The sequence below is a fragment of the Microbacterium sp. AC145 genome (assembly GCF_979258505.1).
In genome coordinates, this window is sequence record NZ_OZ409859.1 from 132,935 (window position 1) to 152,878 (window position 19,944).

General features: G+C 67.6%; 22 protein-coding genes. 13 read left to right on the forward strand and 9 right to left on the reverse strand.

What is annotated here, in order from left to right; all coding sequences use genetic code 11:
- The first annotated feature begins 31 nt into the window (after nucleotides 1–31).
- The gene (locus ACZZZN_RS00620) at nucleotides 32–2,773 is read left to right on the forward strand and encodes a TIM barrel protein (RefSeq protein WP_463503332.1); all 2,742 of its coding nucleotides are present in this window, start codon (nucleotides 32–34) and stop codon (nucleotides 2,771–2,773) included.
- Between the two features lie 61 nt (nucleotides 2,774–2,834).
- Nucleotides 2,835–3,398: a hypothetical protein gene (locus ACZZZN_RS00625; RefSeq protein WP_463503333.1), complete on the forward strand. Its 564-nt coding sequence runs from the start codon at nucleotides 2,835–2,837 to the stop codon at nucleotides 3,396–3,398.
- A gap of 30 nt (nucleotides 3,399–3,428) precedes the next feature.
- Here ACZZZN_RS00625 and ACZZZN_RS00630 read toward each other — a convergent pair whose 3' ends face one another.
- The 3 genes from ACZZZN_RS00630 to ACZZZN_RS00640 all read right to left on the reverse strand — a co-directional run bounded on the left by ACZZZN_RS00630 (nucleotide 3,429) and on the right by ACZZZN_RS00640 (nucleotide 6,442).
- On the reverse strand, nucleotides 3,429–4,640 hold the full coding sequence (locus ACZZZN_RS00630; protein WP_463503334.1) for an MFS transporter: 1,212 nt from the start codon (nucleotides 4,638–4,640) through the stop codon (nucleotides 3,429–3,431).
- Nucleotides 4,641–4,673: 33 nt separating this feature from the next.
- The gene (locus ACZZZN_RS00635; protein WP_463503335.1) at nucleotides 4,674–5,420 is read right to left on the reverse strand and encodes a helix-turn-helix domain-containing protein; all 747 of its coding nucleotides are present in this window, start codon (nucleotides 5,418–5,420) and stop codon (nucleotides 4,674–4,676) included.
- A gap of 80 nt (nucleotides 5,421–5,500) precedes the next feature.
- The gene (locus ACZZZN_RS00640) at nucleotides 5,501–6,442 is read right to left on the reverse strand and encodes a LysR family transcriptional regulator (protein ID WP_463503336.1); all 942 of its coding nucleotides are present in this window, start codon (nucleotides 6,440–6,442) and stop codon (nucleotides 5,501–5,503) included.
- A gap of 124 nt (nucleotides 6,443–6,566) precedes the next feature.
- Between ACZZZN_RS00640 and ACZZZN_RS00645 the strand changes: the two genes are divergently transcribed.
- Together ACZZZN_RS00645 and ACZZZN_RS00650 are read left to right on the forward strand one after the other, a co-directional pair.
- Nucleotides 6,567–7,571, forward strand: coding sequence for a putative oxygenase MesX (locus tag ACZZZN_RS00645; RefSeq protein ID WP_463503337.1), 1,005 nt, complete (start codon nucleotides 6,567–6,569; stop codon nucleotides 7,569–7,571).
- A complete protein-coding gene (locus ACZZZN_RS00650; RefSeq protein ID WP_463503338.1) occupies nucleotides 7,568–8,629 on the forward strand; it encodes a methionine synthase in 1,062 nt (353 codons plus the stop codon). The genes ACZZZN_RS00645 and ACZZZN_RS00650 overlap by 4 nt, the downstream gene beginning before the upstream one ends.
- Nucleotides 8,630–8,649: 20 nt before the next feature.
- Here ACZZZN_RS00650 and ACZZZN_RS00655 read toward each other — a convergent pair whose 3' ends face one another.
- From ACZZZN_RS00655 to ACZZZN_RS00665, 3 genes are read right to left on the reverse strand one after another with little or no spacing between them, the layout of a single operon-like run.
- On the reverse strand, nucleotides 8,650–9,288 hold the full coding sequence (locus ACZZZN_RS00655; protein ID WP_463503339.1) for an ABC-2 transporter permease: 639 nt from the start codon (nucleotides 9,286–9,288) through the stop codon (nucleotides 8,650–8,652).
- Nucleotides 9,285–10,169, reverse strand: coding sequence for an ABC transporter ATP-binding protein (locus ACZZZN_RS00660; protein ID WP_463503340.1), 885 nt, complete (start codon nucleotides 10,167–10,169; stop codon nucleotides 9,285–9,287). Before ACZZZN_RS00660 ends, ACZZZN_RS00655 begins: the two co-directional genes overlap by 4 nt.
- Complete coding sequence (locus ACZZZN_RS00665) at nucleotides 10,162–10,545, reverse strand: GntR family transcriptional regulator (protein WP_463503341.1); 384 nt, start codon at nucleotides 10,543–10,545, stop codon at nucleotides 10,162–10,164. Before ACZZZN_RS00665 ends, ACZZZN_RS00660 begins: the two co-directional genes overlap by 8 nt.
- A 128-nt stretch (nucleotides 10,546–10,673) precedes the next feature.
- Here ACZZZN_RS00665 and ACZZZN_RS00670 point away from each other — a divergent pair, with 128 nt between their 5' ends.
- From ACZZZN_RS00670 to ACZZZN_RS00695, 6 genes are all read left to right on the forward strand, one after another.
- On the forward strand, nucleotides 10,674–10,931 hold the full coding sequence (locus ACZZZN_RS00670; RefSeq protein ID WP_463503342.1) for a hypothetical protein: 258 nt from the start codon (nucleotides 10,674–10,676) through the stop codon (nucleotides 10,929–10,931).
- Entirely contained in the window at nucleotides 10,928–11,380 is a 453-nt protein-coding gene (locus ACZZZN_RS00675) for a BLUF domain-containing protein (protein WP_463503343.1), read from the forward strand. Before ACZZZN_RS00670 ends, ACZZZN_RS00675 begins: the two co-directional genes overlap by 4 nt.
- Before the next feature lie 32 nt (nucleotides 11,381–11,412).
- Entirely contained in the window at nucleotides 11,413–13,050 is a 1,638-nt protein-coding gene (locus tag ACZZZN_RS00680) for a sodium-dependent transporter (protein WP_463503344.1), read from the forward strand.
- Nucleotides 13,047–13,181, forward strand: coding sequence for a methionine/alanine import family NSS transporter small subunit (locus tag ACZZZN_RS00685; protein ID WP_463503345.1), 135 nt, complete (start codon nucleotides 13,047–13,049; stop codon nucleotides 13,179–13,181). The genes ACZZZN_RS00680 and ACZZZN_RS00685 overlap by 4 nt, the downstream gene beginning before the upstream one ends.
- Before the next feature lie 9 nt (nucleotides 13,182–13,190).
- Nucleotides 13,191–13,946 (forward strand): class I SAM-dependent methyltransferase, encoded by a 756-nt coding sequence (locus ACZZZN_RS00690; protein ID WP_463503346.1) that lies wholly within the window; start codon nucleotides 13,191–13,193, stop codon nucleotides 13,944–13,946.
- Nucleotides 13,947–14,030: 84 nt separating this feature from the next.
- Complete coding sequence (locus ACZZZN_RS00695; RefSeq protein WP_463503347.1) at nucleotides 14,031–16,526, forward strand: HAD-IC family P-type ATPase; 2,496 nt, start codon at nucleotides 14,031–14,033, stop codon at nucleotides 16,524–16,526.
- Here the strand turns inward: ACZZZN_RS00695 and ACZZZN_RS00700 are convergent.
- Nucleotides 16,455–16,859, reverse strand: coding sequence for a hypothetical protein (locus ACZZZN_RS00700; protein ID WP_463503348.1), 405 nt, complete (start codon nucleotides 16,857–16,859; stop codon nucleotides 16,455–16,457). The two genes, ACZZZN_RS00695 and ACZZZN_RS00700, sit on opposite strands and share 72 nt — an antisense overlap.
- A gap of 51 nt (nucleotides 16,860–16,910) precedes the next feature.
- On the reverse strand, nucleotides 16,911–17,573 hold the full coding sequence (locus ACZZZN_RS00705) for an arsenate reductase/protein-tyrosine-phosphatase family protein (protein ID WP_463503349.1): 663 nt from the start codon (nucleotides 17,571–17,573) through the stop codon (nucleotides 16,911–16,913).
- Between the two features lie 117 nt (nucleotides 17,574–17,690).
- Between ACZZZN_RS00705 and ACZZZN_RS00710 the strand changes: the two genes are divergently transcribed.
- The 3 genes from ACZZZN_RS00710 to ACZZZN_RS00720 are packed head-to-tail and all read left to right on the forward strand — an operon-like array spanning nucleotide 17,691 to nucleotide 19,453.
- Nucleotides 17,691–17,951: a DUF6458 family protein gene (locus ACZZZN_RS00710; protein WP_463503350.1), complete on the forward strand. Its 261-nt coding sequence runs from the start codon at nucleotides 17,691–17,693 to the stop codon at nucleotides 17,949–17,951.
- A 3-nt stretch (nucleotides 17,952–17,954) separates the two neighbouring features.
- Nucleotides 17,955–18,641 carry a phosphatase PAP2 family protein gene (locus tag ACZZZN_RS00715; protein ID WP_463503351.1) on the forward strand — a complete coding sequence of 229 codons (687 nt, stop codon included), beginning with the start codon at nucleotides 17,955–17,957 and terminating at the stop codon, nucleotides 18,639–18,641.
- Entirely contained in the window at nucleotides 18,641–19,453 is an 813-nt protein-coding gene (locus ACZZZN_RS00720) for a DUF1206 domain-containing protein (RefSeq protein WP_463506520.1), read from the forward strand. The genes ACZZZN_RS00715 and ACZZZN_RS00720 overlap by 1 nt, the downstream gene beginning before the upstream one ends.
- Nucleotides 19,454–19,541: 88 nt before the next feature.
- Here the strand turns inward: ACZZZN_RS00720 and ACZZZN_RS00725 are convergent, their stop codons facing one another.
- The gene (locus tag ACZZZN_RS00725; protein WP_463503352.1) at nucleotides 19,542–19,925 is read right to left on the reverse strand and encodes an ABC transporter permease; all 384 of its coding nucleotides are present in this window, start codon (nucleotides 19,923–19,925) and stop codon (nucleotides 19,542–19,544) included.
- Nucleotides 19,926–19,944: the final 19 nt, after the last annotated feature.

Consider the following 19,944-nt stretch of genomic DNA (forward strand, 5'->3'; position numbering starts at 1 on the left):
ATCCGCTGTCCGACCATCTTCAGGTGATCCCATGACTCAGGCGCTCGGCGTGCAGGACGTCGCGATCTCTCACGTGTGCCTCTCCGGCACGCTCGACGACAAGCTGCGCGCCGCGGCAGCCGCGGGGTTCACGGGCGTGGAGCTGCTCGAGTACGACCTCATCATGTCGTCGTGGTCACCCCACCGTCTGGCTGCAGAGGCGGCAGACCTCGGACTCCGCATCGAGGCCTATCAGCCGCTGCATGTCGAAGCGGTGCCCGAGGAGCAGTTCGGAGCCCAGCTGCGGCGCGCGCAGCGCAAGCTCGATCTGCTCGTCGACCTCGGCACGGAGGTGCTGGTGTGCTGCTCGTCGAGGTCGCCCCAGGGAGTCGATGATGACGGCAGGGCGGCGGAGCAGCTGGGTCGGCTCGCCGATCTCGCCCTCGAGCGGGGCATCCGCCTCGCGTATGAGGCGGTGCCGTGGGGCAGGGTACGGTCGCACGATGACGCCTGGCGCCTCGTGCAGCGGGTGGATCATCCGGCGCTGGGCATGTGTCTCGACAGCTTCCATGTGCTCTCGAACGGCGCCGACGCGTCGGCTGTGGCGGCGATCGACGTCGACCGGGTGTTCCACGTGCAGCTCGCCGATGCTCCGCGATCGAACCTCGATGTGCGCGAGTGGAGTCTGCACCATCGGATGTTCCCCGGTCAGGGCTCGCTCGATGTCGCCGGATTCCTCGAGAGTCTTCTCAGCAGGGGCTACCGAGGACCCATCGCCCTCGAGGTGTTCAATGACGTCTACCAGCAGGAGGATCCGCGTCACACCGCGACCGACGCGATGCGCTCGGCCAGGGCCCTCATGGAGACCGTCTCCGCGAACGCGAACGCCTCGGGGGCGCCGCTCGGAGCCGGGGGCGGGATACCCGCGGCGCCCGAGCTGACCGGGTTCGCCTTCGCGGAGTTGGCGGTCGACGAGGTGTCGGCGCCGCTCGTCTCGCGCGCCCTGACCACGCTCGGCTTCCTGCATTCACGGGAGCATCGCTCGCTGCCCGTGCAGCTCTGGGAACAGGGGGATGCCCGCATCCTGCTGAATCTCGCGCCCGAGCGCTCGATCGCGCCAGGGACCGCCTCGATCAGCGCACTCGCCGTCGACACGGCGGATGCGTCGGCATCCATGCGGCGAGCCGAGAGCCTGCTGGCGCCGAAGCTCGCTCGTCCCCGCGCCTCCGACGAGTCCGACCTCGACTCCGTCGCGAGCCCCGGCGGCACGGCCCTCTTCTTCTGCGACGCCTCAGCGGAGCGACCGTGGGTGAGCGACTTCCGCGAGACAGAGGCGGCCGAGGGCGCACTGGCGTCAGGGCCGCCCCTGCTGCACGGCATCGACCACGTGTCGATCACCGAATCCATCGACGACTTCGATCAGTCCACCCTGTTCTTCCGCACCGTGCTCGGGCTGGTTCCCGGCGAATCCGCCGAGATCACGGCTCCGTTCGGAGTGATCCGGACCTGGTCGGCGCACGACCCGTCGCGGCGCGTGCGCATCGCTCTGAGCACCACGCCTCTGCGGCGCGGAGACTGGGCGCCCGCCGTGTCGAGTCCCCAGCTCATCTCCTTCGCGACCGATGACGTCGTGGCCTGCGCCGAGGCGTTCCGCCGCCGGGGAGCACCTCTGCTCGACATCCCCGCCAACTACTACGACGATCTGGATGCGCGCGAGGACCTCCCGGCCGATCTGCTCGCCGAGCTGCGTCGCAGTTCGATCCTGTACGACCGTGACGAGCGGGGCGAGTTCCTGCACTTCTTCACCGAGATCCTGGGCTCGCGCGTGTTCTTCGAAGTGGTGCAACGCATCGGCGACTACGACGGGCTGGGCGACCCGCTCACCGTGCCGCTGCGGATGGCGGCCCACCGGCGACAGCGGATACGCACCGGCGCCAGCGGCCCGACCGAGATCGGCGCGTCGTCGGGACACGAGTACTCGCTCGCCCATCTGACCGCCCTCAGTCTCTCGCCGCCCGAACTCGTCGACGCCGCGGCCGCCGCCGGCTATCGCTACGTCGGTCTGAGGATGACGAAGGTCACGCCGCAGGAGCCGCACTATCCGCTGGCGTTCGACCCGGCCCTGATGCGGGCGACGAAGACGCATCTCGCCGCCACCGGTGTCGAGGTCCTCGACATCGAGCTGGCCCGCATCACGTCCGGTGACAACCCGCGCGATTACCTGCGTTTCCTCGAAGCGGGAGCCGAGCTGGGCGCGCGCCATGTGATCGCGCAGCTACCTGACGCCGACGTCGCGCGCAAGACCGACCGGTTCGCCGAGCTCTGCCAGCTCGCCGCGCCGTTCGGGCTCACGGTCGACCTCGAGTTCCCCTCCTGGACCGAGACGCCGAACCTCGCGTCAGCCGCGAGCATCCTCCGAGCGGCCGATCAGCCCAACGCGGGCATGCTGATCGACATGCTGCATTTCGCTCGGTCGAGGTCCAGCGTGGCGGAGTTGCGGGACCTCCCGAGGGAGTGGTTCCACTATGCGCACGTGTGCGATGCGCCGGCCGAGATCCCGCACACCACGTCGGAGCTGATCCACACCGCGCGCTTCGAGCGGTTGTTCCCGGGCGAGGGAGGCATCGACATCCCCGAGATCCTCGGCGCGCTGCCGCCCGGCATCCCCTTCGCACTCGAGATCCCGCGGGCGATGCTGGTCGCGCAGGTCGGGGCGAAGGAGCATGCGCGGCGAGCCATCGCCGCGGCACGGCACCACCTCGACGACGCGCGATCACCCACGGCGGTCGGCTAGCCTGGAGGGCCATGTCACCCGCCTCGTCGCTCCTCGTCCAGCAGTCTTCGGGCCCCGCCGCATGATCGCCGAGGTGTGGCATCTGGCCGCGCGCGCCACGTTCGATGAGTTCGCCGCCGCCTTCCGACCAGGCGATGAGGCGATCGACTTCGGCGAGGGGCAGACTCTGCTGCACCGCTCCGCGACCAATGACGACCTGGCGGCACGGGTCGCGATCAGCACCTTTCTTCTCGACCACGGCGCGGACGCCGCAGTCCTCTCCGGGCCGAAGGGCGAGAGCTACACCGTGCTGCATGCGCTGCTCGGCCGAGGTACGCATGACGTACCCGCAGAGGTTCCGTTGCTGCGCCGGCTCATCGAGGCGGGGGCCGACATCAATCACTTCGCAGGACGATTCCGCACGCCGTTGTTCACCATTGCGCGCCAGGCGAAGTTCACGGATGCGACCCTCTCGCCGTTCTACGACGTGTTCTTCGATCAGCCGGATCTCGACCTGCTGGCGACGGCGGGTGACGGACGCTCGGTGTTCGAGAGCATCGCACGGATGCGGGAATCCCGACGCTCCGAGCTGCAGCAGCTCGCTGCCGCCTATCTTGCGGAACGCGGTCTGACGCCACGCGCCTGATGCGGCTCCTGAGCGGGAGACCCGGATCGCTCATTCAGCCGGCCGAGGGGCGAGGTCGCGCATGGGCTTCGCCACGAGGACGATCATCACCATGAGCGCCCAGGTCGCCGCCGCCACCACAGCGGCGATCTGCACGCTGATCGTCTCGGTGAGCACCGAGGCTACGAAGATGCCGACCGAGGGGGCGACCGTGACGGCGGCGTTCTGGACGCTCATCACACGCCCGCGTACCCGATCCGGAATCCGTTCGAGCATCAGGACCCCGGCCAGGCTCGTGAAGAGCCCGCAGGCGATGCCGGTGACCAGGGCTCCGATGAGGATCGTGGGGATGCTCGAGAGGGAAGCCATCATCGCGATGCCGCCGGCCGCGCCGCTGAGTCCTCCGCCGAGCCATGCGCGCCGTCCGCGCCCGGGCTTGGCGACCACCGCATAGACCGCGCTCCCTCCCAGCAGCCCGAGCGCCAGCGCGCTGAGCACCAGGCCGAGCAATGCCGGTGCGCCGAGGTCGGTGAAGTACACAGGCAGGATCAACCCCTGGAACGCACTGGTGACCATGCCCGCGACGAAGGTCATCAGCAGCAGGATCAGCAGGAAGGGGGAGCGGACGAGCGCACCGAAACCCTCTCCGAGATCGGAGAACACGGAGCGACGGGTGTCGGGGGTGACCGGAGGTACGGCGCCGGTATGGTGCGGGATGAGCAGTGTGACGGCGGCGGCTGAGAGGGAGAGACCCGCGGTGACCCAGAGGACCGCGCTTCCGTCGAGGAGGCCCGTCAGTACGCCGGCAGCTGCCGGACCGACGACGATGGCGGCAGCGCCGAGGCTCTCCCGCAGCCCGATGAGCCGCTCCGATGACAGCGGGCTGGCGCTCACGATCGCAGGCAGCAGAGTCTCGCGCGCGGTGATCCCGGGAATGTCTCCGAGTGCGCCGATGGCTCCGAAGAGGATGAACCAGCCGATGCTCAGACCGGTCAGGAGATCGACCAGGGGCAGGGCCGCGATCGAGAGGCCCGAGATCACATCGGTGACGATCGACGAGGTGCGTCGATTGACGCGGTCGATGACCACTCCCATCACGATGCCGCCCGCCAGCGCGGGGAGCGCGGTCGCGGCCGCCACGGTCCCCGCGCCGAGCGCGCTGCCGGTGGTCTGCAGGATGATCAGCGGGAGGGCGACCGCCGCGAGGGAGTTGCCGAGCACGGACAGCACATAGGACGCGAGATAGGTGATCGTGAGTCTCATGAGACGAGCCTCGACGTTATCGCCGCGACAAGGTCAAGTCGGAGGCGTCTCGCGCATCTCGGAGTTCGCGATCGCCCGGGTGACGATCTCTCGCTGCGGCGCGGTGAGGACCCGCTCGAGGTAGTCGTTCACCAGCGCGGTGAGCCGGGGCTCCTCGTCGACAGTGGCCCACTGCTCGAGCATCCTGCCGAGCGAGGCGATCAGGGACTCGCGGTCCTCGGGCGGCGAGTCGGTGTCGATCTCTCCCAGCCGTAGGGTCAGTTCGCCCAGCTCCTCGAGCCCCAAGCGGGACGGGTCCTCGAGCCCGGCTCTCAGCGTCTCACGCAGATGCTCGCTCCCCGCGGAGAGCAGCAGCAGTCCCACGTCTCTCTCGACGCGCCGCACGTGCGGCAGCGACCACAGACCCCGGAGCGCCTCGTGATCGCTGTCGTACAACGCGACCGACTCCGGCGACGACGATGTCTGGGCGGCACGGATCGCGTCGAGCTGCTGCTGGATGCGGTCCATCTGCGCGAGCAGGTCGGACTCGAGCGCGGCGAGCTCGTCGACGAGGTCATCGTGATCGTCATGATCGTCTCGGAGGATGTCGGCGATCCGATGCAGCGGCAGGCCGAGTCCGATCATTCGGCGGATCCGCAGCAACCGGATCAGATCCTCAGAGGAATACACGCGGTAGCCGTTCCGAGAGCGCGCCGGCTCGGGCAGCACTCCCTCGCGGTGGTAGTGCCGGACGGCTCGCGTCGACACCATGGCGAGGGCCGCGACCTCTCCGATCAGCATGCGAATCTCCTCAACTGGCCGGCCCCGTTCGGTCTCCTCATCCTACGGAGACCGAACTGGACCCGTCCCGGGCCAGACCGTCACCCGAGCAGCTCCACCCCGAATCCCGACACGACGGCCCGCAGCTCCGCGAGGTAGCGCTGCGCCTGCTCGGTGAGCGGGATCGCGGAGTGGCCGATCCAGCCGATCTCGATGCGCTCGTCGACGTCGAGCGGAATGGCGACGATCTCGGGGTCGAGGTCGTCGCTGATGATGCCGGTCGAGATCGTGTAGCCGTCGAGCCCGATCATGAGGTTGAAGATGGTCGCGCGGTCCGAGACCCGGATCTCCCGCGTGCTCGACAGGGTGGAGAGGATCTCCTCGGCGAAGTAGAAGGAGTTGTTCGCGCCCTGGTCGAAGGTGAGCCGCGGCACCTCGGCGAGGTCTGTGAGGGTCACGCGGTCGCGGGCGGCGAGTGGGTTCTTACGGGAGATGAAGATGTGCGGATCGGCGATGAAGAGCGGGCGGAAGGCGAGCCCGGAGTCGCGGAGCAGCTTGTCGATGACGTTGCGGTTGAAGTCGTTGCGGTACAGGATGCCCAGCTCACTGCGCAGGGTCCGGACGTCTTCGATGATGTCCCACGTGCGCGTCTCCCGCAGCGAGAACTCGTACTCGGCGGCCTCGCTCGCCTTCACCATCCGTACCATCGCGTCGACCGCGAACGAGTAGTGCTGAGTCGAGACCCCGAGCAGGCGTCGCGACGGCGGACGGCCGAGATAGCGCTGTTCGAGGAGCGCCACCTGCTCGACGACCTGCCTGGCGTAGCCGAGGAACTCCACACCGTCCGTCGTGAGCGTCACGCCGCGAGCGGAGCGGAGGAGCAGGTCGCGCCCCACTCTGCTCTCGAGATCCTTCATCGCCGCCGACATCGTGGGCTGCGCGACGTAGAGCAGGTCGGCCGCCGCACTGATCGACCCCTCTGCGGCGACCTCGATGTAATAGGTGAGCTGCTGCAGGGTGATGCCGCTCGAACGCTTGACCATAGCTTCAGACTATGTCATGGCATAGTCGCGGCACATTACCCGATGGGGACGCTTCGAGCGCACCATGGGGATATCCCCTTTCGCGAGGCCGAGCCCGGCCGATCAGCGCACCGATTGGTCTCTCATGGCACACGACTTCACGTTCCGCATCACGACGACCCGCTTCGATGAGGACTATTCGCCGTCTCACGACTCCCGCATCACCACGAACTTCGCCAACCTGGCGCGCGGTGAGCACCGTCAGCAGAACCTCCGCAACGCGCTGACGATGATCGACCGCCGGTTCAACGACCTGGCCCGCTGGGACAATCCGGGTTGCGACCGCTACACGCTCGAGCTCGAGATCGTCTCGGTCGCGGTGCAGTTCGCCGCGGAGGGTGAGGACCGGGAGTTCCCCCTACTTGAGGTACTCGACATCCAGATCGTCGACCGTCTGACCGGAAGGCGCACCCACGGGATCGTCGGCAACAACTTCTCGTCGTACGTGCGCGACTACGACTTCAGTGTGCGACTGCCGGCGGCCAGCGAGGCCGCGGGGCGCTTCGCCCTTCCCGACGATTTCGGCGATCTGCACGGCAAGCTCTTCCAGCACTTCCTCGACTCCGAGGCGTACCGGGAGCGGTTCTCGCTGTCACCGGTGATCTGCATCAGCGTCTCGACGAGCAAGACGTACCGTCGCACCGACAACCACCACCCGGTCCTCGGGGTCGAGTACGAGCAGAAGGACTCGTCGCTGACCGACACGTACTTCGGCAAGATGGGTCTCTCGGTGCGGTACTTCATGCCGCGCGGCAGCGTCGCGCCGCTGGCCTTCTACTTCCGCGGAGATCTGCTGAACGACTACACGAACCTCCAGCTCATCGGCACGATCAGCACGATGGAGACCTTCCAGAAGATCTACCGACCGGAGATCTACAACGCGAACTCGACCGCGGCGAGCGTCTATCAGCCGACCCTCGAGCAGCAGGACTACTCGGTGACGAAGATCGCCTACGACCGGGACGAGCGCAGTCGGCTTGCCGCCGAGCAGGGCAGGTTCACGGACGAGCACCTGATGCAGCCGCACGGAGACCTGCTCGAGCAGTGGGCCGCCGCATACGGCGCAGCAGACCTGGCGCCTGTCGCATGACCGACGGAGCCCCCCGGATCACGAACGGAATCCTCCCCACCTCGATCGTCGGCAGTCTGCCGAAGCCCTCGTGGCTCGCCGAGCCCGAGACTCTCTGGTCGCCCTGGAAGCTGCAGGGCGACGCCCTGAGCGAGGGCAGGCAGGATGCTCTGCGCGTCGCCGTGCAGGAGCAGCGCCTCGCCGGCATCGACATCGTCAGCGACGGGGAGCAGACGCGTCAGCACTTCGTCACGACATTCATCGAGCACCTGGCGGGCGTCGACTTCGACCAGCGCGAGACCGTGCGCATCCGCGACCGGTACGACGCGAGCGTGCCGACCATCGTTGGCGCCGTGAGCCGCGAGAAGCCCGTGTTCGTCGACGACGCGGCCTTCCTCCGACAGCAGACCGATCAGCCGATCAAGTGGGCGCTGCCCGGCCCGATGACGATGATCGACACGCTCTACGACCGCCACTACAAGAGCCGCGAGAAGCTGGCCTGGGAGTTCGCGAAGATCCTCAACCAGGAGGCGAGGGAGCTCGAAGCGGCAGGCGTCGACATCATCCAGTTCGATGAGCCGGCGTTCAACGTCTTCTTCGACGACGTGCGGGACTGGGGTGTGGAGGTGCTCGAGAGGGCCGCCGAGGGGCTTCGCGCCGAGACCGTGGTGCACATCTGTTACGGATACGGGATCAAGGCGAACACCGACTGGAAGGCGACCCTCGGCGCGGAGTGGCGGCAGTACGAGACCTCGTTCCCGCTGCTGCAGCGCTCGAGCATCGACACCGTCTCGCTTGAGAGCCACCACTCGCACGTGCCGCTGGAGCTCGTTGAACTCATCCGCGGCAAGAAGGTCATGCTCGGAGCGGTCGACGTGGCCAACCACGAGATCGAGACGCCGGAAGAGGTCGCCGACACCCTCCGTCACGCGCTCCGCTACGTCGACGCCGACAAGCTCATCCCGAGCACGAACTGCGGCTTGGCGCCACTGCCTCGCGATGTCGCGCGCGGCAAGCTGCGTGCGCTCAGCGCGGGTGCCGCCCTGCTTCGGGAAGAGCTCGCCGCCGCGACGCCCTGAGGCTGAGTAGGAGAGCCGGGTCAGCGAAGCTCGCGCGTCGCGTAGAGGCGGATCGCTGCGATAGTGCCGACGATGATCCCGACGGCACCGATGGCGATGCATACCCCGACCGCGAGGCCGGGGGTGATGGACGAGAGTGCCTCGCCGTCGATCATCCCGGTGGCCTGGCCCACCCACGCCGTGCCGGCGATCAGCAGCGTCGGCGCGTAGACGACGAGGCGTCCTCGCGAGTATCCGATGCGGAAGAGCACCGGCAGCTGCACGCCGAGCGACAGGCCGATGATCGCGAACGCGAGCGCATAGCCGATCGCGAGCAGTTCGGGCGTGATCGCGGTGCCGCGCACGGCGGCGACGCCGAGCATCGCGGCGGTCGCGACGATCAGGGCGACCACACCGTAGGCGAGGATCGACAGCGCTCGGCCCACGACGACCGCTCGGCGAGACAGCGGCAGCACTCCGTAGAGCGTGTCGAGGTGGTCGCGCTCGTCGCCGAGGAACGGTGCGGACAGGATCAGCGAGGTGACGAAGGCCGCGGCGGCGATCGCCATCCCCGGAACGGGGAGCAGGATGCCGACCACGACGATGAACGCCAGGGGCAGCAGCGTCTGACGGCGGGGGAACCACGACATCAGGTCGAAGCGGGTGAATGCGAGAGTCATGCTGCTGCCTCCTCGTGCTCGGCGGCCAGGTGGATGATGATGTCGTCGATCGTGGCCTCATCGATCACGACGTCCGATCCGAACATCGCGGAATCGTCGATGCGGATCAGTCCCGACCAGTGCTCGCCGTGCCGCTGAGAACCGAGGGTGCCCTGGGGTATCTGGCCGGTGCCTCGCGCCATCGCGAACTCCTCCTTCGTGTCGAGGAGAGGGCCGTGGTGGGCGATCCGGCCGCCGACGAAGACGATCAGCTCGTCGGCGAGATTGTCGAGGTCGGTCGTGATGTGGGTGGAGAACAGCACGGCGTGCCGGGGATCGACCATGAACTGTCGGATCACGTCGCCGATCTCTCGACGAGACGCCGGGTCGAGACCGCTCGACGGCTCGTCGAGCACCAGCAGTTCCGGTCGCTGTGCGAGGGCGCACGCGAGGGAGAGCTTCACGCCCTGACCGCGGGAGAGCTCGTCGACGCGCTGCCCACGAGGCACGTCGAATCTCTCGAGGAGTTCACTGAACAGCCGCTCATCCCAGTCCGGATAGAAGGGTGCGAGCCTGCGCCCGAGCGAGCGGACCCGCCAGTCGCCCGCAGCGGTGGGACGGTCGAGCACCACGCCGGTCTTCGACAGTGCTGTGCTGGACCCGGCGGGCTCTCCCAGCACCTCGATCCGCCCGGCATCCGGGGTCAGCAGCCCGAGAAGTGAGCGGATGACGGTGGTCTTGCCGGCTCCGTTCGGGCCGACGAGCCCCACCACGGCTCCGCGGGGAATCGCGAACGAGACGTCGCGGATGTCGAAGGTCGGGCGGGCGACGCGCAGGTCCGAGATCTGCACCATCGCGTCGGTCGGTGTCGTGTCGGCGGTCAATGCGGTGTCATCAGTCATCCGTCTCACTCCTCCATGCCTCATCGAGGCGTCGGTGTATCTCGTCGAGGTCGATGCGGGCGTGCCGGGCGGCGAGGCTGAGATCGTGCAGCGCTGCGTCGACGCGCTTCTCGAGCTCCTCCGCCGCCACTGCCGGATCGATGTCGCGCACCACGAATCCTCGCCCGTGCTCATTGCGCACGAGGCCCTCGGCCACCAGATCGTTGTACGCGCGGGTGACCGTGATGACGCTCACCCGCACGTCAGCCGCGAGCTGACGCAGCGAGGGCAGGGTACTTCCGGCAGGGACTGCTCCTGACAGGATCGCCGCACGGGTCTGCGTCTTGATCTGCTCGTAGATCGGCACCGACGTGCTCGTCGAGATCACTACCCGCATGCATCCTCCTCTGTATATAAACACCATAACACTGGGTCGGAATCTCGCAACGGGAGGGCCGCAGTACCACCGATCCATCCCGCTGTCGAGCACCTGGCGCCAGCGCACCCAGCGGATAAATTGGCAGCATGGACGCCCCATCTCTTTCCCACCCCCAGGCCCTGTGGGCCAGCGTGGCGGACGGCTTCTACGTCGGCAGCAGGGAGGGAACGTTCCTCGGCTACGTCGACCGCCGGGCCGAGGGCACGTGGCGCGGCTTCGACTCCGCATCCCGCCCGGTCGGCGACTACGACGACCACCACCGGGCGATGGCGGCCGTGACGGACGCCGCGGATACCGGTGGCCTCCCGGTCGACGTTCCCGACGCCGGAGAGGATGCCCGATGACCGAAGACCACCCTCTGCTGTCCCTCGTGTACTGCAGCACCGCCACACGGCCCTTCGGGGAGCGCGAACTCGCGGAACTCCTCGCGACAAGTCGCGCGAACAACGATGCCCACGACATCACCGGCATGCTTCTGCATCGCAACGGCGAGTTCGTTCAGATCCTCGAGGGCGACCGGTACGACGTCGAGAAGCTGATGGAGATGATCGGCCGTGATCCCCGACACACCGACGTCCGCATCCTGATCGAGGAGCCGCTGCACGAACGGCGGTTCGAGGATTGGACGATGGGATATCAGGCCCTCGTCGCCCCGGACCCCGAGCATGCGGCAGGTTTCCGCGACTCCTTCGACGATCTGCGCATGGGTGATCACGACATGATCGGCCGTGCGCTCATGGAACTCACCATGTGGTTCCGAGTGCGTGAATCGGCCGCGACGCTGAACGCCTGAGGTCGACGGTCGAAGTCCGGTATCCTCACCGCATGGCCACCGCAACGACGCAGACCCCCAAACGCGAGGCATTCGGATCGCGGAACGTGTTCATCATGTCCGCGATCGGCTCCGCCGTCGGGCTCGGGAACATCTGGCGATTCCCCTATGTGGCGTACGAGGGCGGTGGCGGCGCGTTCCTCATCCCGTATCTGTGCGCCCTGCTGACCGCCGGCATCCCGCTGCTGTTCTTCGACTACGCGATCGGGCACCGGTTCCGTGGCTCGGCGCCCCTGGCGTTCCGCCGCATGCATCGCCGTGCCGAACCGCTCGGATGGTGGCAGGTGCTGATCTGCGTGGTCATCGCCGTGTACTACGCGGTGATCATCGCGTGGGCGGCGATGTACACGTGGTTCTCGGCGCAGCTCACCTGGGGGCCGGGCAACGAGAACGACTTCTTCTTCGTCGATTTCCTCAAGTCGGCGGACGTCGCCGAGGTCGGTGTCTCGACCGAGTTCGTGCCGCAGGTCGGCCTGCCGCTGGTCGCGGTCTGGTTGATCGTCATCGCGATCATGGCGCTGGGCGTCAAGCGCGGCATCGGCCGCGCCAACATGATCCTGATGCCGCTGCTGACCGTCATGTTCGCCATTCTCGTGGTGCAGTCGCTGTTCCTCCCCGGCGCGATGGACGGACTCAACGCCTTCTTCACTCCCAACTGGGAGGCGCTCGGCGACCCCGCAGTGTGGGCATCCGCCTATGGGCACATCTTCTTCTCGCTGTCGGTGGCCTTCGGCATCATGGTCACGTACTCGTCGTACCTGAAGCGCAAGACCGACCTGACCGGTTCTGGTCTGGTCGTCGCGTTCGCGAACTCGGGGTTCGAGATCCTCGCCGGAATCGGCGTGTTCGCCGCCCTCGGTTTCATGGCACAGGCGCAAGGCACCGAGGTCGCGGGAGTGGCCTCGTCGGGCATCGGGCTGGCCTTCATCGCCTTCCCGACGATCGTGTCGCAGGCGGCCGGTGGATCGATCATCGGTGTGCTGTTCTTCGGGGCGCTCGTGTTCGCCGGTGTCACCTCTCTCATCTCGATCCTCGAGGTGATCGTGGCGGCGCTGCAGGACAAGCTCGGCTGGGCGCGCATTCGCACGACCCTGACGGTGGCGATACCGCTCGCGGTCATCTCGATGGCGCTCTTCTCGACGACCACCGCGCTGTCCGTGCTCGACACGGCGGATGCCTTCGTCAACGCCTTCGGCATCATGACGGTGGCGCTCGTCGCCGTCGTCGTCGTCGCCTGGCTGCTGCACAAGCTGCCGGTGCTCGTCGATCATCTCGACCGGCGCTCGAGCTTCCGGGTCGGTCGCATCTGGATGCTGCTGGTCGGGGCGCTCGCACCGCTGGTTCTCGGTTATCTGCTCGTCACCGAGCTGATCTCCAAGATCTCCGAGCCGTACGGGGGATACCCCGTCTGGTTCGTCGGTGTGTTCGGCTGGGGCATGGTGATCGCGCTCGTGGTGATCGCGCTGCTCCTGTCGGCGCTGCCGTGGGGCGGCCGTTCCCACGCCAAGGACGACCCGGAGTACGACGAGTTCCTCGTCGAGGAACACTACGATCCGGACCCCGAGACGTCGTCGATCCCGACGGTGCGTGCAGACGGCACCGCCACCACTGAGAAGGGAGCGGGCGCATGACTCCGACAGCGATCGTCATGATGATCGTGGCGATGGTCGCGGTGTGGGGCGGCCTCGTCGCGGCGATCGTCAACCTCGCCCGGCATCCGGAATCGGCTGATGCAGAGCCTGATCCGCCCGTGGAGCTCTGACGCACGAGGATGCCCGACTCCTTCGAGGCGCTGATCGCCGACGGCTCCTCGGCTGACGTCTCGGGATGGGACTTCTCGTGGCTCGTGGGTCGCGCCACGGAGGAGCGTCCGCCATGGGGCTATGCGCGGTTGCTCTCCGAACGCCTGCGCACGGCATCCGCCTCTCTCGACATCCAGACCGGTGGCGGTGAGGTGCTTGCCGAAGCCGAGTCGTTCCCTCCCCTCGCGGTGGCGACGGAATCGTGGCCGCCGAACGTCACGCGCGCGACGCGTCTTCTGAAGTCGCGCGGGGTGGTCGTGGTCGCGGACCCGGATGAGCCGCCGCTTCCTTTCGCGGATCAGGCATTCGACCTCGTCACCAGTCGTCACCCTGCGACGATCTGGTGGAACGAGATCGCGCGCGTCCTCGAGCACGGAGGGACCTATCTCGCTCAGCACGTGGGACCCGCCAGTGCGTTCGAGCTGATCGAGTTCTTCCTCGGTCCGCAGCCGGAGGCGCGTCGTGGTCGTCATCACGACGATGAGAGCGCCGCGGCTGAGGCTGCCGGTCTGCAGATCGTCGACCTGCGCACGGCCACCCTGCGGATCGAGATCCACGACGTCGCCGCAGCGGTCTACCTGCTTCGCAAGGTGATCTGGTGGGTCCCGGGCTTCACGGCTGAGGGGCATCTCGATCGCCTCCGCGATCTGCACGAGCTCATCGAGCGCGATGGGCCGTTCGTCGCCCACTCCACCCGACACTTGATCGAGGCCCGGCGCCGATAGTCGCGCTCGGTTTTCGTCCGCTCTCCCACTAGCGTGGTGCGCACGAGTAACGGAACATATCGCGCGGAGCGAGGAGAGCAGCGAATGGGCGAATCCCCACCCGCCGTGGTCGGTGATCGCGCAGACGCCGGTGTGGACACCCGGGTCGGGCTCACGGCGGCGCGCGTCGCCGAGCTGACGGCATCCGGGCAGACGAATGCGTTCGCGGGTGATTCGAGTCGGAGCGCGTGGAACATCGTGCGCGCGAACGTCTTCACGCTCTTCAACGGCATCGTCGGGGCGTGCTTCCTCGTGCTCCTGCTGCTCGGACGCTGGCAGGATGCGCTGTTCGGCCTCGCCGCCTTCGGCAACGCGATCATCGGATGCTGGCAGGAGTTCCGCGCCAAGGCAGCGCTCGATCGACTCGCGCTCCTGAACGCCCCGCGGGCGCGGGTGCGCAGGGAGTCGCAGGACGTCGAGATCGCACCGGGTGAGGTCGTGCTGGGCGACATCCTGGTGCTGCGAGCCGGAGACCAGGTCACCGCGGACGCCATGGTGCTCGAGCACCGGGCGCTGCAGATCGACGAGTCCATGCTCACGGGCGAGTCGGATGCCGTCGACAAGCAGGACGGCGACGAGGCGCTCTCCGGATCGATCGTCGTGGGCGGGGAGGGGCTTGCTCGCGCGGTGCGGGTGGGAGCGGATTCGTACGCGAACCGATTCGCGGCGGAGGCGAAGCGCTTCTCTCTCGTGGCATCGGAGCTGCGCACCTCGATCGACCGCGTGCTGAAGTGGGTCAGCTGGGGCATCGGGCCGATCGGACTGCTCGTGCTCAACGCGCAGATGATGGTCGCGGGAGGATGGGTGACCGCGTGGCAGACCGGCACCTGGCCCCAGGCGGTCGTGAACACGATCTCGGCGCTGACCGCGATGATCCCGCTCGGCCTCGTGCTGATGACGTCGATCGCCTTCGCTGTCGGCGCAGCACGGCTCGCCTCTCGGCAGGTGCTCGTCAACGAGCTCCCCGCCGTCGAGGGGCTCGCGCGAGTGGATGTGATCTGCCTCGACAAGACGGGCACCCTCACCGAGGGCGAGCTCGCCTACCGCGACCTGCTTCTGCTCGACTCGGCCACGGGCGAGTGGCAGAGCGCGCTGGCGTGGTTCGGCGATGCGCCGGATGCGAACGCGACCGCCCGATGCCTGCGCGTGCCGTATCCCGCGTCGGGCCCCAGAGACGCCTCGGTGTACATCTCCTTCTCGTCGGCGCGCAAGTGGAGCGCGCTCTCGTTCGCCGACACCGGTGACGAGACCTGGGTGCTCGGTGCACCTGAGATGGTGCTGGGGGATGCCGCGACGGATGCCGGCACCGAGGTGGGCGAGGCCGTCACACGCCTCGCGGCCGAGGGGCTGCGCACGCTGGTGCTCGCGCTCAGCCCCGAGCCGTACTCGACGGCCGCGCAGACGGCGGAGTCGCTGCCGACCGGACTCGTGCCGGTCGCCGTGATCACCTTCAGTGAGAAGGTGCGCCCGGATGCCGCGCAGACGCTGTCGTACTTCCGTGCTCAGGGCGTGGGCGTACGCGTGATCTCCGGTGACAACCCGCGCACCGTCGCGGCGATCGCGCGGCAGGTCGGCCTGGATGCGGGGGAGGGCTACGACGCGCGGCAGCTGCCTGAAGATGACGCCGCGCTCGGTGCCGTGCTCGAATCGCACACCGTCTTCGGTCGCGTCACGCCCGAGCAGAAGAAGCGCATGGTCGTCGCACTGCAGGCGCAGGGTCACACGGTCGCGATGACCGGCGACGGCGTCAACGACGCCCTGGCCATCAAGACCGCCGACATCGGCATCGCGATGAACTCGGGGTCGCCGGCGACCAAGGCCGTCGCCCGGCTCGTGCTGCTCGATGGGCAGTTCTCACACCTTCCGGATGTCGTCGCGGAGGGCCGGCAGGTGATCGCGAACATCGAGCGCGTCTCGATGCTGTTCCTCACCAAGACGGTCTATGCGACCACCCTCGCGGTGCTGTTCGGGGTCATGGTGCTCGAGTTCCCGTTCCTGCCCCGGCAGCTGTCGATCACCGACGGGCTCACCATCGGCATCCCCGCGTTCTTCCTCGCGCTGATGCCCAACACGAGTCGATACGTGCCGGGGTTCCTCCGCCGATCACTGACGTTCGCGATTCCCGCAGGTCTGCTGATCGCCATCGCGCTGACGGTCTACACGCGCGGTGCGATGAGTCTCGGGATCACCGAGCCGCAGTTACGCACGGGGTCGACGATCATCCTCGCGGTCGTCGGCATCTGGGTGCTCGCGGTGCTGGCGCGCCCCCTCAACCGCTTCAAGGTGCTCGTGGTCGGGGGCATGTTCATCGCCCTGTCGGTGCTGTTCACGGTTCCGCTCGCCGGCGAGTTCTTCCAGCTGGTCGATCCGGGCGAGGAGGCGGCTTACCTGATCGCGGGGATCACGATCGTCACGATCCTTGCGATCGAGGTCGTGCGCATCGTGCACCGACGGATTCTCGCCCGAGGGTCAAGCGGCGAAGAACATGCGGGTGCGCGGCGGAGCCCAGACAGCCACGAGAACGCACAGCTCGACAAGTGACTGGATGAGCACGGCCCAGTCCCAGGCGGTGGTCAGTGCGGTCACGACGTGCAGTGCGAGCTGAACGGCGAGGTAGACGGTCAGGAGCAGGCGGGCGAGACGGCTGCCGCGACCGATCGCCGCGGCCACGGCGATCGTGAGGAGTCCGAACAGGATGATGGCGGCGCCGATGAGTGAGACGGCCAGCACGTCTCTGTCGGGCACCTGATATCTGCTGAGCAGCACTGCGAGACCCAGCAGGGTGTTCGACAGCCCGCTCAGCACGATCAGGATCACGACGATGCTGATGATGACGGGGCGCCGGGTCGCTCGATGCTCAGTGTCGGGGGCCACGCCATCACTGTACAAGTGAAGTCTCCCCGTCCGGCGGGGTTCAGACCCTGTTCACGCGGCGATGAGTCGTGACGACAGCGCACGGATGCGCAGGCGCAGCGCGTCGAACGCGGCGTCGAAGGCGGCGGGCGTGCCGATGCGGGCGGGGTCGCGCACCGACCAGTGCAGGTCGTCGCGCGTGCGCAGCTGCTCGTGCGCGTCGTCGCAGACCGTGATGACGAGGTCGCCGTCGGTGCGGACGTCGTCGACGTGGCGGGGTGGGCGCCTCTGGTCGATCGCGAGTCCGTGGCGGGCGGCGGCTGCCGTGGCCTGGGGATTCACGGACGCTGCGGGCCGGGTGCCGGCGGAGGCGACCTCGATCGCGCTCAGGTCGCGCCAGATCGTCTCGGCCAGTTGCGAGCGGGCGGAGTTCGCCGTGCAGACGAAGAGCACGCGGTTCGGGGGATCGACGCTCGGCGGCGCCAGGGTGTCGAAGATCTCCGGACGCAACCCGATGTAACTGCGCCGACGGTCGAATTCCGATCGGGTGCGGGTGATGATCTGCGCGGATTCCAGGACACCGAGGTGATGGGCGATGAGATTGGACCGCAGGTCGAGGGTCGTTCCGATCTCGGATGATGACAGATCGCCGAGCGTGAGCAGGTCGACGATGCGCAGGCGCGTCTGATCCGCGAGTGCGGCGAAGATCGCGGCGCGGCGTTCGAGTTCGGTCATCGTCTTCATCCATACCACGCGAGGAACGCTGTGTCCATGACTATTGACTCAGTGCTCATTGACCATATTGTTGTCGTCGCGAGGCCGCAGACGCGGCGTCGGGGAGGAGTGGACACTATGGGAATCGGAACCGGAATCGCGCTCGTCGTCATCGGAGCGATCCTCGTCTTCGCGCTCAACATCGACACGGGCGGTTACGTCGACCTCGATCTGATCGGCTACATCCTGATGATCGCCGGTGCTGTGGTCTTCCTGATCAGCCTCGTGCTCGTGATGCGCAGTCGTCGCACCGAGACGGTGGATCGCACCGCTGTCGACCCGGCCACGGGTGAGCGGGTCACGCGCCGCAGCATGCGCAACAGCGATCCTCTCGCCTGATCCATGGCAGGAGGCGTCGCACGTGGCACCACGGCCCTGGTCTGGGGTGCCGCGGCGACTCTCGCCTTCGTCACGCTCCGCGCGATCGTGGCGATGGGAGGGCATGAGCCCCTGCCGGTCGACCATTGGTGGAACGAAGCCATGGGCTCTCTGACCAGTGACGTCTGGCTTGCCGTGGCGTGGGTGCCCGCCGTCGTCGGCGGCACGGTGGGAATGATCGTGATCGGAGCACTGCTGATCGCCTGGTTGCTCTGGCGCGGGCGCAGGTGGGCTGCCGTGACGCTGGCGATCGCGATGGTCGCTGTCGTCGCGATCGGTGCCACGATGGCGGCTGTGATCGGCCGCACACGACCGGAGGACTCGCTCGCCGAGAGTGTGGCCACGTCCTTCCCGTCCGGGCACACGGCGGTCGCGACCACCGTCGTCGTGACTCTGGCCCTCGTCTTCCGGCGCTGGTACGTGTGGGTGCTGGGGGCGGTGTGGGTGCTCACGATGATGTGGAGTCGCACCTATCTGCACGCCCACTGGCTGAGTGATGTGGTCGCGGGGATGCTCGAGGGCATCGCTGTCGCCACGATCGTGTGGGCGTGCGTAGCGCTCTGGCGTGCGCGCCGGGCCGCGCGGGTCACCGCAGAACCATCTCATGAGGATTCCTCCCGGGAATCACCGATCGAAAGAAGCGCGACATGATGAACACCCCTGCGTCGGCGTCGTCGACGGCCCGAGCGGCCCAGGACTCGAAGACATTCCGCATCCTCGCCCGCGTCGGCTATGTGGTGCTCGGCATCCTGCACATCCTCATCGGTGGCATCGCGATCTCGATCGCGACCGGCGGGAGCGGCGAGAACGCCGACCAGGGCGGTGCCATGCAGCAGATCCAGCAGAGCCCTGCCGGGGTCTTCCTGCTGTGGCTGATCGTGGTGGGGCTGCTCGCACTCGCCATCTGGCAGATCGCCGAGGCCGTCGTCGAGCGCGACCCCGACCCGAAGAAGAAGTGGGCGCACCGGGCCAAGTTCCTCGGCACCGCCGCCGCCTATCTCGCGATCGGTGGCACGGCGCTGGTCTACGCGCTGGGCGGTCAGTCGCAGTCGTCGGAGTCGTCTCAGTCGTTCAGTGCTCAGCTGCTGTCGGCACCCGCCGGAGTCGCACTTCTCGTCGTGGTCGGTCTCGGAGTCGCAGCGGTCGGAATCGCGTTCATCGTGCGGGGTGCCACCAAGGCGTTCATGAAGCAGCTCACGCCGCCCAGCGGCACGGCTCGGCGCGGCATCGAGGCGTTCGGCGTCGCGGGCTACATCGCGAAGGGCATCGCCATTGGGGTGGCAGGGGTGCTCTTCGTCGTGGCCGCCCTCACGCATGACCCTGAGACCGCGGGTGGCCTGGATTCCGCTCTGCGCGCTCTCGCCGGACTTCCCTTCGGTGTCGTGATCCTGTGGGTCGTGGGGGCCGGTCTCGTGCTCTACGGTCTGTTCTGCTTCGCTCGCGCGCGCTACGCGCGGATGTGAGGAGCGCCGCGAGGGCGGGATAGCTGATCAGCGAGTGAAGCACGCGTGAGCCGCCCGGCCGCGCGAATGGCCTGACGGATGGCCGAGCTCAAGACGCCCTGAGGTTCTCCGCGGGACGCAGCCTGGCTGCGCGGATCGATGCGAAGGCACCGCCAACGCTCGAGACAACAACGCCGAGCACGACAGCAAGCGGCATCAACATGAGATCGAAGACCGGCGCCCACCGCTGGCTGATCGTAACCGCCAGAATGGCCATCACGCCGATGAAGAGGCCACCGACTCCACCCAGGATGCCGACGTACACGGCTTCAACCGTGATCAGTATCCCGATATCGCGCTCCTTCGCACCCAACGCTTTTCGCAGGCCGATTTCGCCTCTGCGTGCGCTGACAGCCATGAGAGTCGTGTTGATCAGGGCTGCGATGGCAACGAGTATCGCAAGAAGCGTGAAGGCAACGAGCGTCGTCTGCACGCCAGCTTCAATCTGAACC

Bases quoted from the DNA above. Each gene is read 5' to 3' on its own strand.
- ACZZZN_RS00655 (WP_463503339.1), bottom strand. From the start codon at position 9,288: ATGACTCTCGCATTCACCCGCTTCGACCTGATGTCGTGGTTCCCCCGC.
- ACZZZN_RS00720 (WP_463506520.1), top strand. From the start codon at position 18,641: ATGAACACCCCTGCGTCGGCGTCGTCGACGGCCCGAGCGGCCCAGGAC.
- ACZZZN_RS00665 (WP_463503341.1), bottom strand. From the start codon at position 10,545: ATGCGGGTAGTGATCTCGACGAGCACGTCGGTGCCGATCTACGAGCAG.
- ACZZZN_RS00640 (WP_463503336.1), bottom strand. From the start codon at position 6,442: ATGGTCAAGCGTTCGAGCGGCATCACCCTGCAGCAGCTCACCTATTAC.
- ACZZZN_RS00715 (WP_463503351.1), top strand. From the start codon at position 17,955: ATGGCAGGAGGCGTCGCACGTGGCACCACGGCCCTGGTCTGGGGTGCC.
- ACZZZN_RS00690 (WP_463503346.1), top strand. From the start codon at position 13,191: ATGCCCGACTCCTTCGAGGCGCTGATCGCCGACGGCTCCTCGGCTGAC.
- ACZZZN_RS00660 (WP_463503340.1), bottom strand. From the start codon at position 10,169: ATGACTGATGACACCGCATTGACCGCCGACACGACACCGACCGACGCG.
- ACZZZN_RS00625 (WP_463503333.1), top strand. From the start codon at position 2,835: ATGATCGCCGAGGTGTGGCATCTGGCCGCGCGCGCCACGTTCGATGAG.
- ACZZZN_RS00630 (WP_463503334.1), bottom strand. From the start codon at position 4,640: ATGAGACTCACGATCACCTATCTCGCGTCCTATGTGCTGTCCGTGCTC.
- ACZZZN_RS00675 (WP_463503343.1), top strand. From the start codon at position 10,928: ATGACCGAAGACCACCCTCTGCTGTCCCTCGTGTACTGCAGCACCGCC.
- ACZZZN_RS00710 (WP_463503350.1), top strand. From the start codon at position 17,691: ATGGGAATCGGAACCGGAATCGCGCTCGTCGTCATCGGAGCGATCCTC.
- ACZZZN_RS00705 (WP_463503349.1), bottom strand. From the start codon at position 17,573: ATGACCGAACTCGAACGCCGCGCCGCGATCTTCGCCGCACTCGCGGAT.
- ACZZZN_RS00680 (WP_463503344.1), top strand. From the start codon at position 11,413: ATGGCCACCGCAACGACGCAGACCCCCAAACGCGAGGCATTCGGATCG.
- ACZZZN_RS00685 (WP_463503345.1), top strand. From the start codon at position 13,047: ATGACTCCGACAGCGATCGTCATGATGATCGTGGCGATGGTCGCGGTG.
- ACZZZN_RS00620 (WP_463503332.1), top strand. From the start codon at position 32: ATGACTCAGGCGCTCGGCGTGCAGGACGTCGCGATCTCTCACGTGTGC.
- ACZZZN_RS00695 (WP_463503347.1), top strand. From the start codon at position 14,031: ATGGGCGAATCCCCACCCGCCGTGGTCGGTGATCGCGCAGACGCCGGT.
- ACZZZN_RS00650 (WP_463503338.1), top strand. From the start codon at position 7,568: ATGACCGACGGAGCCCCCCGGATCACGAACGGAATCCTCCCCACCTCG.
- ACZZZN_RS00670 (WP_463503342.1), top strand. From the start codon at position 10,674: ATGGACGCCCCATCTCTTTCCCACCCCCAGGCCCTGTGGGCCAGCGTG.
- ACZZZN_RS00645 (WP_463503337.1), top strand. From the start codon at position 6,567: ATGGCACACGACTTCACGTTCCGCATCACGACGACCCGCTTCGATGAG.
- ACZZZN_RS00635 (WP_463503335.1), bottom strand. From the start codon at position 5,420: ATGCTGATCGGAGAGGTCGCGGCCCTCGCCATGGTGTCGACGCGAGCC.